Annotated in this window: 11 protein-coding genes and 2 pseudogenes; 2 read left to right on the forward strand and 11 right to left on the reverse strand. The window is 66.9% G+C overall.

Annotated features, from left to right (window positions below; all coding sequences use genetic code 11):
- Positions 1 to 376 precede the first annotated feature (376 nt).
- The 8 genes and pseudogenes from ACFZDK_RS54990 to ACFZDK_RS55025 form a co-directional block, all read right to left on the reverse strand.
- On the reverse strand, positions 377 to 1603 hold the full coding sequence (locus ACFZDK_RS54990; RefSeq protein ID WP_390986757.1) for an IS256 family transposase: 1227 nt from the start codon (positions 1601 to 1603) through the stop codon (positions 377 to 379).
- 905 nt (positions 1604 to 2508) lie between these two features.
- Positions 2509 to 2952 (reverse strand): DUF6262 family protein, encoded by a 444-nt coding sequence (locus ACFZDK_RS54995; protein WP_390986760.1) that lies wholly within the window; start codon positions 2950 to 2952, stop codon positions 2509 to 2511.
- Positions 2942 to 3925 (reverse strand): tyrosine-type recombinase/integrase, encoded by a 984-nt coding sequence (locus ACFZDK_RS55000; RefSeq protein WP_390986763.1) that lies wholly within the window; start codon positions 3923 to 3925, stop codon positions 2942 to 2944. The genes ACFZDK_RS54995 and ACFZDK_RS55000 overlap by 11 nt, the downstream gene beginning before the upstream one ends.
- A 205-nt stretch (positions 3926 to 4130) precedes the next feature.
- On the reverse strand, positions 4131 to 5081 hold the full coding sequence (locus ACFZDK_RS55005; RefSeq protein WP_390986766.1) for a transposase family protein: 951 nt from the start codon (positions 5079 to 5081) through the stop codon (positions 4131 to 4133).
- A 76-nt stretch (positions 5082 to 5157) separates the two neighbouring features.
- The gene (locus tag ACFZDK_RS55010; protein ID WP_390986769.1) at positions 5158 to 5865 is read right to left on the reverse strand and encodes an alpha/beta fold hydrolase; all 708 of its coding nucleotides are present in this window, start codon (positions 5863 to 5865) and stop codon (positions 5158 to 5160) included.
- Positions 5866 to 5935: 70 nt separating this feature from the next.
- Positions 5936 to 6334, reverse strand: coding sequence for a hypothetical protein (locus ACFZDK_RS55015; protein WP_390986772.1), 399 nt, complete (start codon positions 6332 to 6334; stop codon positions 5936 to 5938).
- A 675-nt stretch (positions 6335 to 7009) separates the two neighbouring features.
- Positions 7010 to 7960, reverse strand: a complete 951-nt coding sequence (locus tag ACFZDK_RS55020; RefSeq protein WP_390986774.1) for a tyrosine-type recombinase/integrase — start codon at positions 7958 to 7960, stop codon at positions 7010 to 7012.
- A gap of 29 nt (positions 7961 to 7989) precedes the next feature.
- Positions 7990 to 8127: pseudogene (locus ACFZDK_RS55025) on the reverse strand (integrase); the annotation flags it as partial.
- A 101-nt stretch (positions 8128 to 8228) separates the two neighbouring features.
- On the opposite strand from ACFZDK_RS55025, the pseudogene ACFZDK_RS55030 reads away from it, so the two are divergent.
- Positions 8229 to 8726: pseudogene (locus ACFZDK_RS55030) on the forward strand (transposase); the annotation flags it as partial.
- 88 nt (positions 8727 to 8814) lie between these two features.
- Here the strand turns inward: ACFZDK_RS55030 and istB are convergent.
- Positions 8815 to 9588 (reverse strand): IS21-like element helper ATPase IstB, encoded by a 774-nt coding sequence (gene istB / locus ACFZDK_RS55035; RefSeq protein WP_390986777.1) that lies wholly within the window; start codon positions 9586 to 9588, stop codon positions 8815 to 8817.
- Positions 9589 to 9646: 58 nt separating this feature from the next.
- On the opposite strand from istB, the gene ACFZDK_RS55040 reads away from it, so the two are divergent.
- Positions 9647 to 9928 carry a hypothetical protein gene (locus tag ACFZDK_RS55040; RefSeq protein ID WP_390986784.1) on the forward strand — a complete coding sequence of 94 codons (282 nt, stop codon included), beginning with the start codon at positions 9647 to 9649 and terminating at the stop codon, positions 9926 to 9928.
- A 37-nt stretch (positions 9929 to 9965) separates the two neighbouring features.
- Here the strand turns inward: ACFZDK_RS55040 and istA are convergent, their stop codons facing one another.
- Together istA and ACFZDK_RS55050 are read right to left on the reverse strand one after the other, a co-directional pair.
- A complete protein-coding gene (gene istA / locus ACFZDK_RS55045; RefSeq protein ID WP_390986779.1) occupies positions 9966 to 11441 on the reverse strand; it encodes an IS21 family transposase in 1476 nt (491 codons plus the stop codon).
- Positions 11442 to 11787: 346 nt separating this feature from the next.
- The gene (locus tag ACFZDK_RS55050) at positions 11788 to 12462 is read right to left on the reverse strand and encodes a hypothetical protein (protein ID WP_390986782.1); all 675 of its coding nucleotides are present in this window, start codon (positions 12460 to 12462) and stop codon (positions 11788 to 11790) included.
- Between the last annotated feature and the right edge of the window lie 379 nt (positions 12463 to 12841).

Here is a 12841-nt window from a genome sequence, read left to right on the forward strand (position 1 = left end):
ACCCTCCGCCTTCCGCAGACGGGACCTCGCCTTGGAATCCCTCTTCTGTTGCCGGCGCCGTAGTTGCTCCGGGGTGAGCTCCGAGTCGGGCCTGGCCTCAGCCCTCCGGCGGGGCGCCGCCTGCGCACCCCCCTGTTCCCGGCCCCGTTCGTCCGTCTCTGCACGTTGGTCTTCAGCAGGCATCACGGCCTCCAAAAAAGGTCATCACAGCTTTCGCCTTCACGACGTTCCCACCCCCCTCGTGGTTCACCAGCAGACAGCGGAACCGTAAGCTTGAGGTTCCCCCGCTGTGCAGGGCGGCTGACTAACTGGTCAGGGCGGGGTCACGTCCGCTGGAGTGGTGTATCGACGGCCTCTCGGTGATCTCGTTTTGAGGCTATGCGGTGAGTTCGGTGGGCAGGACGGTCTCGTCGGTTTCTGACTCGATCGGGTGGAGGCGGGCCTTGGCGAGCAGATCGCGGCCCATGTAGCGGCGGGCCTCGGTCCATTCGTCGTTCTGCTCGGCCAGCACCGCGCCGACCAGGCGGATCAGGGCCGTGCGGTCGGGGAAGATGCCGACCACGTTGGTGCGGCGGCGGATCTCCTTGTTCAGCCGCTCCTGCGGGTTGTTCGACCAGATCTGCCGCCAGATCTCACGCGGGAAGGCGGTGAACGCAAGGAGGTCGTGCTGGGCAGCATCCAAGTGGGCTGCTGCTTTGGGGAACTTGGCTTTCAGTGCAGCCAGAACGTGTCGCATCTGGGCTTGGACTGCGTCGGTGTCGGGCTGTTCGAAGACGGTCCGCAGCAAGGTGGCCACCCACGGCTGGGCCGACTTGGGGACCTGGCTCAGCAGATTTCGGGCGTAACGGGTGCGACATCGCTGCCACGAGGCACCCGGCAGGACCACGCCGATCGCGTTCACCAGGCCGGTGTGAGCGTCGGAGACGACCAGCTGGACTCCGGACAGGCCGCAGGCGGTCAACGAGCGCAGGAAGGCCAGCCAGCCGGCGCCGTCCTCGGCGGTGGCGACGTCGATACCGAGGATCTCGCGGTGCCCGTCCGCGTTGACGCCGACCGCGACCAGGGCGTGGACGTTGACGATCCGGCCGCCTTCGCGGACCTTCTGGGTCAGCGCGTCGACCCAGACGAACGTGTACGGCCCGGCGTCCAGTGGCCGGTTGCGGAACGCGGTGACCTGCTCGTCCAGGTGCTTGACCATCGCGCTGATTTGGGACTTCGACAGCTGGGTGACACCGAGGGACTCGGCGAGTTTCTCGACCCTGCGCGTGCTGACGCCCAGCAGGTAGGCAATGGCCACTACCGAGATGAGGGCCTGCTCGGCCCGCCGACGGCGTTCGAGGAGCCAGTGCGGGAAGTAGCTGCCCTGCCTCAGTTTGGGGACGGCGAGTTCGACGGTTCCTGCGCGGGTGTCCCACTCGCGTGGGCGGTGGTTGACGCGTTCGTCGCTGACCTGCCCGTATTCGGCGTTGCAGAGGGCATCGGCCTCCGCGGACATGAGGGCATCGGCGAACGTCTTGACCATCGCGCGCAGCAGATCGGGACTCGCCGAAGCGAGGTTCTCCTCGGCCAGGGCATGCATCGGCAGACTGTCCGGTGCGGTCATCGTGCTGATCTCCTTCGTGACTTCGACATCTCGAAAGATCAGCCGGTTGCCGTTCTTCTATGCGGGCATCAGCCAGAAGCCGGAGCAAACCCCCGGATCAGGTCGAACCCGTACACCACTTCCATGGACGCAACCCTGTTGCGCTCGATTCATTTCATGTTCTACCGGTACGGTCATGACAGACATCATCCCTTCGTCCATGCAACGAGTTGCTGATCCGTACAGTTCAAGATTTCGAGTGCCTGTAATCGCGCAACCGATGGAGGACGGCGCCGAATCGGTGATCGGCTGGATCCAGACGGGGCCCCACGCGCTGACGACCAACGTGCTGTCCATATGCTGCAGGGACTGCATTTCCGGCAGGGCCCGTTGGTGACGTGGAGGACACGGAGGAGCAAGACAGTGGTCGGCCGTCGGCGAGGTCCAACGGCTGATCGCCGGGATCAGCGCAAGGCGGTCTGGGCCAGTCGGATCGTCTGTGGCTGCTGCATCCGCAGGCGTATGGGCTTGGGCTTGGCAGCCGCAGGCGTCGGTGGGCGGTGATCCGCGACAGCGTGCGCACCACGGCCCACGGCTTGGGCTGAACCTGGAAGCCGCGCTGACCGGGGTCTTTACGCACGATCTCTAGTTCGCGGCTGAGGACCTGGGTGGTCCAGTCGACCAGGCGGCCGGCGAAGCCCTGGTCGGCCCAGTTCCGCACGCTCGGATGGTCGAGGCGGGTCCACAGCAGCGGGCGTCGGGCGCCGTCGCGGTCCTGGATGTTCGCGGCGACAACGTGGACCGCCAAGAGCAGGCCGGGGGTGTCTGTGATGATGAATCGCTTGCGGGCGTTATCTTGAGCCCGCCGATCTTGCAGGTTCCTGACCTGGTGTGTTGTGTGGAGGACGGTGTCCTCGACGTGCTCGTCAGCAGGGTCCGATGACGGTGGAAGATTTCTTTCTCGGCGTGTCGTCGCGGCGGCCTGGCAGGTCGGCGATGCGTCGTTCCCCGAGCGCGAGGGCGAGGGCCTCGCGCAATTCGCGGTTCTCGGATTCCAGTTGTCGGTTGCGTTCGGTGGCGGCCTCCAAGCGCCGTAGAAGGGAGGCGTCGGAGGTTCGTTGCCGGTCGGGAACCGGCCGGGCCGCGGGGATCGACCGGCGACGAGCCCGAAGTTGCTCAATCTCGGCTCTCAGATCCGGCTGGTTGTAGAGCCAGGACCGGGAGACGCCCGCTTCGCGGGCGACGGTCTTGAAGGTGATTGCGGTGCCGGTGGCGTCCATCCGCCGCAGGGCGGCGACCGCGCGTCGACGGGTCGCCGTGGCTCTCCGGCGGGCCGCGGCGATGATCAGGTGGGAGTTGTCAGCCGGCATGTTCAGCCTCCTGGCCGTCGTCCAGCTCGCCGATCATGCGGTCGAGGTTGGCGGCGACCTGCTGGTTCATCTCGGTCATGCGGGTGTGACCGCAGCTTTTGGCGTTGTCGATCAGGGGCAGGGTGCGGGTGCGCTGTTCGCGGAGCTCCGGCAGGAACTCGGGCCCGGTGAGGAAGACCGGGCAGGTCAGGCAAGCGTTGGCGTGCGGGCAGGTCTTCTGAACGGGCAGCCCGCAGTAGCCGTTGGGCAGGGTCTGGGTAGCGATGCCGTAGCGGGTCTTGGCCCACTGGGCCTGGCCGAGAGGTCCATCGGGGTCGATGGAGACTCGCTCGCCTTTGATGTTGACCTTGGTGGCCTGCTCCCAGTGCCGCCGCACCGTCTGGTCGGTGATCTTGGCGTAGTGTGAGGTCATTTTGTGCGAGTCGTGGTCCAGGAGGACTCGGACGACCTCTTGCGGGACGTCCCGGTTGATGAGTCTGCAGGCGAAGGTGTGCCGCCATTGATGGGGCGTCAGGTGTACTGGCCGGCCATGTTCGTCACAGATCTCGCAGGTCGCCAGCCAGCGGCCGAGCACGCGGCGTTGTTGCTCGCGGACGGCTGCTGCGAGTTCCACGTCGATGGGCACGGCCGCCTCCCGCCTCATCTTGGTGTTGAAGTAGCGCAGGTAGGGGGCGCCCTGGCCGTCGTGGACGAGGCAGTCGAAGTCGAGGGCCAGAGCGCTGGAGATGCGCAGTCCGCAGCGGGTGAGGATGACCGTGATCAGTCGGCCTGCCGCGTCGGGCCAGCGGTCCAGGTTGCCGGGCGACTCGACCTGAGTCATGACGTACTCGGCGAGGCGGCGGTCGACTTGTTCGGGGACCGGCGGGACGTCGCCGACGTAGAAGGCCGCGGTGCCGGGCAGCGTGTCCTCCCAGCCGTACTGCCGGATGTTCTGGAAGAACAGGTTGAGCGCGCCGATCCTCGTCTTCTTCATGCCGTGCCCGCGTGACATCACGTGGGCGAGGTAGCGCTCCAGCAGCGGTCGGTCGACCTCCGCGAGCGCATCGGCGTGGGCGAACGTGAGGAAGTCGCCGAAGCAGATGAGTGCGTCGACCCCGGCGCGGGCGGCTCCGATGCTTACGAGGTTGTCGGCTATTGATGTTGAGGCGTGGTGGTTGAGTGTTCACCCAATTGGCGATTTAGCAGTTCATCGGGCTAACGGGTACCAGTTCGGTGCTCGGTTTGGGGCGGGTGGGGCGCTGGGCGGCTCGGTCGGAGACCAGGCCGGCGATGGCCCGATGTGTGGCCGGGTAGTGCTCGCGGCGTCCGAGGAAGCGTTGCAGCGGGCGCCATTGCTTGTGTTCGGCGTTGGCGTGTTCGGCGCAGATCCGCGCCGAGGACTGGCGGCGCCGGTGCTCACGCCAGGCGTACTGGTCTCCGAGAACGACGTCCTCCTTCGGCTTCTTCGGCGGTGCACTGACCTGTTCGGGGAATTCGTTCGCCAGCCCCCGGTAGCCCTCATCCACCTCGGCTCTCACGTCCGGGTGGAGACGGAACTGCTCGGCGATGCCCTCGGTGCGCATCGCGGTCTGGTCGTGCATTCTTCCGGGCCGGTCGGCCCCGGACCAAAGGGTGCGGCCCTGGCCGTCGCTGATCGTGGTGGTCTTCATGGTGTTCTGCTTCTTCTTGCCGGAAACGAACGCGCAGCGGCCCGGCCAGTGGGCCTTCGGTCGGCGGACCTGGGTCTCGGTCCCGTCGATCCGCAAGGTCACGCCCTCCGCATCGGCGTAGGCGAACACGTCGGCCAACGTCCGCAGACGCACTCCGGGCCGACCGGGGACGGCGAAGCCGCGGTCGGCGAGCAGCGGGCGGATCTCGCCGATGGCTTCGGTGACGGTGGAACGGCCGACCCCGTAGAGCTCGGCGAGCGCGGCGTGCGGGAGCTGAGTGCGCAGGTGGACCAAAGCGACCAGCACTCGGCCGGTGAACACCAGCTCGTGCTTGCGGCCGGCCCCGGCGGCACGGTGACGCTTCCCTCCCCGCCGCTGCTGCAATGCCGATTCACGCCGGGCCTGCCACGGCCCGGCCAACTCCTCGATCAGACTGCCGAGATGTGCGCGCGAGATGCCAGTGAAGGCAGGATGAGACATGGCCGCACGAGCCCACTTCTTGGTCACACTCGAAGAACCCGTGCGGCCGTCCGCACGTCACGGCCCGTGACCATGCTCATGTTTGGCGAGCAGGACGGAAGTCTTCCTCCAGGAACGCCGAAACCGCCTCGGTGAACGCCTCCGGCGCTGCGTGGTGGATCAGGTGTCCCACCGGGATGGTGACCATTCGCCCGCCAGGGATGCAGCGAGCGAGCTCAGCGACTCCGGCCTGGGGAACATGACTTTGTGGGCCGCCGGCGATCACGAGGGTCCCGGCGGTGATCCGGTCGAGTCGCTCCAGCCACCTGGGATCGGGCTGGTCGATCTGCCGTCTGACAGCCAACACCATCTCCCAGTCGAAGGTCAGGGCACCGTCCGGTCTGGCCGGAGTGCCCGGCTCCCGGGGACGGGGAACCGACACATCCTCCAGGACAAGCCGGCTCACCCGTTGCGGATGGTCCTCCGCGAGCAGATAGGCCACGAGCCCGCCCATGGAGTGCCCGATCAGATCCACTGGTCCAATTCCCAGTGCGTCCAAGAACCGGAGCACATCGGCCTGCATGAGTTCGAGTGAGTAGTCCCCCGGCCAGTCGCTTCGGCCGTGACCGCGAAGATCGAGGGCATACACCCTTCGACTCCGGGCGAGGGCGGGCACAACCGCCTCCCAGTCGGTGGCATCCTCGCCCAGCGCGTGCAACAGAACGAGCGGCGGACCATCCGCAGGACCCGACAGCTGATAAGCCAGCCGGACCTCGCCAACGTCGACCGAGCGTTGATCAACCATGTCCGGAGGATATGCGGAAGGGGGCTCGCCGGAGATTGGCGTTCACCAGCAGCCGAACCACCATCCCCAGTCAGCAGCCCGGATTCTCAGCCACACGGTTCCGGCCCCGACCTTCAATAGCCGACAACGCCGTTAGCCCTAGCCCGGATGTCAGCCGCAGTTTGGTCCATCGTTTGCCCAGCTCACGGAGCCAGGGCTGGGGGATGCGGTCGAACCGCAGCCGGGCGCGCGGGCAGGGACGCCCGGCCGGGGTGGTGATTCCGGGCAGCTTGTGGAGCCGCCACACATCCCTGGGGTACTCGATCTCCCAGCCGGTCCCGTCGCGCAGGGCCTCCAGCGCGTCACGGGCATCAAGGTGGAAGAGGGCCGACTCGTCGGCCTGGGCCCCGGATTCCCGGCGCCACTGCTGTTCCGACAGGTCCAGCAGCGAGGTGACCCCGAGTGCCGTGATGCGTCGGACGGCGGGCATGACCAGGCGAGGGGCGGCGGTGCGGGAGCGGGCGTCGTGGCGGCACTGCCGCGCGTACTGGATCTCCAGTTTCAGCTGCGGAAGCAGGTCTCGCAGGTCGATGCGGGCGGTTCCGACCAGTTCGCAGTCGGCGATGAAGCGGTCGGGGTCGGAGGCGGCCGTGACGGTGCCACCGCTTGTCGTGTCCGGTGCAGAAGAGCTTGGTGGGGTTGGCGACCCAGAGGTTGCAGAACGGCAGGCGGCACTGGGGCGTCGCGGTGTCGCTCGGGGCCAGGTCAGGGGCGTTCCAGGTGGCCAGGTCAGGCTTGCCGGCCCGGCTCCACCGGTCGCGGTGCTTTGAGCACAGGTCGTTCTTGGCGCCGCGTCCGTAGCGGCAGCCGTCGATGACGCAGGCAGCCAGCGATCTGCGGCCTCGGACCGGTGGGCCCGGATCGGCGAGGAAGTCCGCCATCGGCGGGCAGCCGCGCTTGCGGAAGCGGATGTCGTGGGCGTTGCAGAGTCCGCGCTGGGCCGATGCTGCTGTCCGGTCGCAGTCCGCGACTGTGCACTCGTCGGCGATGAAGACGGGGTCGTCTGGAGCGGGGACGTAGATCTCGGTGCGGAATTCAGGCCGGACGAGGGCCATCAGCTGCTTAAGCAGCCGCGGTCGTCCCAGTGTCCTCTCGGCGGAGAAGGTCACAGCCGGACCTCCCGGCCGGTGAACCAGCCCGCGGCTTCCAGAGTGCGGCGGGCGTCCTCGACGGTGAGGTGACCATATGTGTCGATCGTGGTGGTGATCGATGCGTGTCCGAGGCACTCCTTCACCGTCTCTATCCCGGCCCCGCGGCGCAGCAGCCAGGTGGCGTAGGTGTGGCGGTATTGATGGGGTTCAAAAGCGATACCCGTGGTCTTCCGTAGCCGTCTGACCAGGTCGTAGGCAGCCGGGTAGCACCAGGGGCGGCCGTGAGGTTCGGCGAAGAGGTTCACGAAGACGTAGTCGGAGTCCAGGGCGCCGTACTCGCGGTGCAGGTAGTCGGAGTACAGACGCATCAGCTCCGCACTCGCCGGGATGGTGCGCGTGCGGCCGGCCTTCGCGCGGGCCCGGTTGTCGTTCTGCCGTGGCACCACGGTCACCTGCTTCTCGGCGATCGCGATGTCGTCGTGCCGCAGGCCCAGGGCCTCGCCGATGCGGACTCCGGTGTCCAGAAGCAGGGCGAACAGCAGCCGGTCCCGCAGGTGTTCGCAGGCGTTCAAGATCTTCTGGACCTGGGCGGCGGTCAGGACGCGGGGGTGCTTCCGGCCGTTCCTGAGCTTGATCGTCCGGATCCGCTCAAGCTTGCCGGAGGCGTTGTGCTGCAAGAACGGCTTGTAGGAGGTGGCAGCCGATCGGTGCCGTCCGGCCGGGCGTATCGTCACCAGCAGGTCGGCGACCTCGATGCCGCTGCGGGCGTGGAACTCGTAGAACGTGCTGACCGCGGCGAGCTTGCGGTTCACGCTGGAGGCCGTGCAGTGGTGCTCGACCGTCGGCAGCACCGCCACCGCCCCGTTCCGAGCCAGCGGCGGCAGCTGCAGCCAAGCCACGAAGGCGGCCACTGCCTCCAGGACGACCCACTTCCAGTCCAGACCCGGCCGTGAAGGTAGGTCCACCAGTCCTTCAGGTCGTGGGCGTACGCCTTGACGGTGTTCGGCGACCGCTCGATCGCCGACAGGTAGGCGAGGAACGACTCCACCGGATCGACCGGCCGCAGATCATCCCCCAGCAGCGTCCACGACTTCGTCGTCGACCCTGGCGCCAGCACCCGCTGTACGCGCATCGCGCCTGCAGCTCATCCGTAATGGACGGCGGCAGATAACCGCATCCACCACGGGAGTTGGGGGACTTGCAGAGTGCTTCACGCACATGAAGAACCCGCTCGCGCGGGCTCAAGTTAACGGGCGCAAGCGCCACCTCGCCGTGGACACGCGAGGCCTGCCGGTGATGATGACGGTCACCCCCGCCAACATCCACGACGCGCACGCCGCCCGCGACTTCCTCTTCCGGCTCCGCCTGGCCCACTGCGAAATCACCCTCGTGTGGGCCGATTCCGCCTATGGCGGTGAGCTCGTCACCTGGGCCAAGGATCGCCTTCGTCTCACCCTCAAGACCGTCAACCGGCCGAAGACCAAGGGCTTTGTCCTGCTGCCGAAGAGGTGGGTGGGAGAGCGGAGTATTTCGTGGATCATGAGGGCCCGCCGCAACTGCCGGGACTACGAGAAACTTCCCCAGCACTCCGAGGCACATCTGGCCTGGACTGTCATGACGCTGATAACACGCCGGCTCACGAAACCTGTGGCCGACTGGTGCGAACCCAAACCCCCACCGCCCCCACCCGCAACGCGCCTGCAAATCCGCCTGCGTGTCAACGGCCATTGAGATGCCCAGGTGGGTGGCCGTTGGGCGTCCAGACTGGTGGCCATCAGAAACCCAGGTGCGTGGCCAGTGGTGTTCCTGGGGGTGGGGGTCAGTTCAAGGGGACCACTCCCTTGCCTGCGAGGGCCTCGGCGAGACGGTGCGAGCCGCCGGTGGTGGTCACGAGGTGAGCGTGGTGCATGAGTCGGTCGGTGCTGGCGCCGGCGAGGGTCTTGGGCATGATCGTGTCGAAGCCCGAGGGGTGGATGTTGCTGGTCACCGTGATGGAGCGTCGTTCGTGGGCGGCGTCGATGATGCGGTAGAACGCTTCGGCGGCGTCTTCGCCCACGGGCAGGAGGCCGATGTCGTCGATGACGATGAGGTCCGCGCGGCAGATCCGGGCGACGGTGCGGGCGGTGGAGCCGTCGACCTTCGACTTGCCGATCGCGGCGCTGAGCGTCTCCAGGGTGAACCAGGCCACCCGCATGTCCTTCTCGATCGCAGCCTGGGCGAGGCCCTCGGTGAAGTGACTCTTCCCTGTGCCGGACGGGCCGGCGATCACCAGGTTCTCGGCGCGGCCGATCCATTCCAGGGTGATCAGGGAGTTCTGGGTGGGTTCGGGGATGGTGGAGTCCTCGGCCCGCCAGGAGCCCAGGGTCTTGCCGGTGGGGAAGTTCGCCGAGTGCCGTCGCAGACGCCGGGTGGCGGCGTCACGGCCGGTGACCTCCTCGGCTATCAACAGCCGCAGGACCTCGGAGGGGTCCCAGCGTTGGGCACGGGCGGTGGCCAGGACGTCGGGGGCCGCTTTGCGCATATAGGGCAGGCGCATGCGGCGCATGAGCTTGTCGAGTTCCTCGGGTAGTGCCGGGGCCTGGGGAAACGTCATGGTTGTAAATTCCTTCGTCGGTCTGAGGGGGCGCCGATAGGCTCGGCGGGTGATCAATATGCAGGTGCGTGGTGACAGCGGTGACGTCGTGGCCCGGGCCAAGGGCGGGGTGCAGTGGACTTCCGCTTTCGGTGATTTGGATCCGGGGCGGTTCCCGATGCTCTGGGGCCTGATTCCGTACGGGGATGCGGTCTTCAACCATCGGCAGGTGTCGCTGCTGCTGGCGGAACTCGACCGGCTTCCGGCCGCTTGCGGCGGTGACTGGGTTGGGCAGGCCCGCGAGCTGTGCCAGGTTGTCGAGCAGGGGTCACACCGGTATCTGTGGTTTGTCGGCGACTGACCGCAGGGTCGTGCGTCAACTTTCCTGGAGCCGTTGCCTACTGGCCCAGGGCCTGCCAGCCGATGGTTCCGTTCTGGACGGAGTGGGCCTCGTCCGCGCGGACGACCTCGCCGACGGGCTTGCTGTCCGCGATGTGTCCCAGGATCGAGAGCAGGTCGCCGTCGGCGAAGCGCCCGGCCGTGGCGGCAAGTCCCTGGGCCTGGTCGATTTTGTCGTTGCCCAGGACGGTGGCCAGTTCGACCGCGCGGGCCATCTTGGCTCGGATGCGGGTGGCGCCAGCGGGTCCGGCTTCCTTGAGCCAGCGCCCGGTTCCGGGGCCGATGCCCACGAACGCGATCTCCGCTGCCGAGCGCGGTTGCAGCCTTGGCTGGTGGACGCTGCGGCCGTCGGGGTGGTCGGGGTAGTGCGCGTCGATGATCTGAGGAACCCCCGGGATGGAGAGCTGATGGCGCCAGATCTCCGACAGGTCACCGGAGTTGGTGCGGGCGGTGATGGACAGTTCCTCGCCGATCACCCGGCACCACACTCTCGCGTCGGTATAGCCCGGCGGGGTCGAGTAGCGCACCGAGTTGAAGCTGATGGTGCTGTCCGAGCCGACGAGGCGTTCCTCGCCCAGCGCGGGCGCGAGCGGCTCGACGGGCAGAGCGTGCAGCGTGGTGCGTTCGATGTCCAGGCGGTCGGCGGGTATCTGCCCGGTCGCCCGATGACGGCGGGAGTTCACCTGCTCGCACCAGGTGCGGCAGGCGTCGGCGAGCTCGGCGAAGGAGTCGTAGACGGGCAGCAGGTTCGCGCTGGTGGGCACCAGGTCGGCCTTCGCGATGCGGACCGTGGCCTCCGCGCCGCCCTTCGATTCGGGGTCGTAGGGCACGCAACTGACGACCTGGCAGCCGTAGTGCCGGCCCGCGGCGACCATCTGCGGGTGCCGCACCGGTATCCCGGCGATGTGCTCGACGGTGACCGTTTTCGCGTTGTCGGTCAGTACGTAGGTCGGTGCCCCGCCGATCCGACGCAATGTGGTGTCCAGGCAGGCCACCAACGTGCCCAACGTGCAGTCCAAGACCGGGATCACCACCCGGAACCGCGACCAGGACAGCCACGCGCAGAACAGCCAGGTCCGACGCCCGCCGATGCGCGGACCCTCGCCCCAGTCGAACTGCAGCCACCGGCCCGGCTCGGGAATCCAGGGCCGGTACGTGCGGCGCTTGCCTGCCTTCCACGCCGTCTTCGCCGCGTTCACCGCCCGCCTCGTCGAGCGCGCGCTGCCCCGGTAGCCCATCTTCACCAGCTTCTCGTGGACCACATCGGCGCGGATCGTCGCCTTCGACTGCTCGACCCACTCCTCGACCTTCTCCAGGAACGCGTCGATCATCTTCGGCCGCGGCTCTCGCGCATAAGGATTCCGCCCGCCGGCGCGGGCCTCGACATACCGCTTGACCGTCTTCGGGTCGTGTCCTGCCAAAGCCGCCGCCGACCAGACCGTTCCGGTCAAGTCGTACGCCTCAAGGATTTCCATGATCTCTCTGTCAGACTTCGTCACAGGACCTCTCCGGCCGGTAGCTGATGCTCGCAACAACCAGCAAACCGGACGGAGGGGTCTCCTTCGGACAAGGAAGCGATCAGGAACACCGCAGGCCAGACGGCCATACACCGGGAATTCCGGTGGCCATCAGCCTGGACTCAACTGGCCGCACACCTGGACTTTGTCACGGCCGCCGTCACTGCGCCCCCGGACCGTCCGACTCGCCCCCCCGCACCCCGATGACCAGCAAGTTCACAACGTAGCCCTAGCCTCAGCACAGCCCGCCCCTTCGACTTGCACTGCTCGTCAGCCGAGGCGGACACGAGGAACGCACACCAGGTTACGTGGCATCGAAGTCCGTACCTGCGCCATCAGTGTCGGGCCGTGGGCAGACAGAGATGCGGATGAGTCCGTTGGGCAGCTGTTCCAAGGCTGCAGCATGCAGTGCTCCGTCACGCCCCGCCAGCGCGTCCGGCGTTATGACGGAAGACGGCATGATATGGGACCCGCCCATGCTCATCAGCGTGGCGATGAGCATGGCATGACTTAACTCCCCTGGCTCTAGACCGCCCCAGGCATCCAGAGCATCAGGAAAGTCACCGGCCGAGGCCGTGAGAGTGGTGCTGGCGGCACAGATCCAGTCGGCGACGCGCCGGATCCGCCGATACTGCTCGACCCTGAACTCTTCGGGGCAACCCTCTCCCTCCACTCCTGAAGCCACAGCTTCGAGAACCTGAATGGCGCGAGCAAGGTCTTGAGGGGAAGCCACATCAGCCGAAGGCAGCTCATCGGCATCAGGCCACGACTCCAGCGGTCCCTCATCCATAATGATCCCTTCGCCTGTCGCTGCACCACGGAACGATCTACGTGTCCCGGCGTCGCGCGGTTCACCAGGCTCGCCACCCACGTGCCAGTCGATCAGCAGCTGGCGTTGAAACGCGCCGTTGCTCCTACGTAGTGATACACGGGATCGCCTGAGTAACCGAAGGTCACAGATCAGGGAGAAGCGCAACACTTGTCAAACGCCATCTGATCGACGTCATCCACCGCGCGATGGCCCAAGACCGAGCTTCCTGGCAGCACCACATCACCCAGCATCAAGTCGCTGCTTGACATAGAAGCGTCAACGGGCTGCTGAGTAGCTGTTGTCGTTCCGATCTTGAGGGAGTGTCAATTTAACGGCCCTGTCTCACATTCGGTGGTAACGCACAGTGGTGAGGTGTCGTTGGTATTCATGTGAAGGACGTCAACGAGCGTGTACAGACGGTGTTTTCAGGGCTGTCCCCGCTGGTCATCGAGGATGTGGTCGACGAGGGCGAGCGAGTCGTGGTGCGGGCACGGACTCCGCAAGACACTGCGGCCTGTCCGGTGTGAGGGGCGTCGTCGGGGCGGGT

This window comes from Streptomyces sp. NPDC007901 (genome assembly GCF_042959465.1).
Lineage (GTDB): Bacteria > Actinomycetota > Actinomycetes > Streptomycetales > Streptomycetaceae > Streptomyces.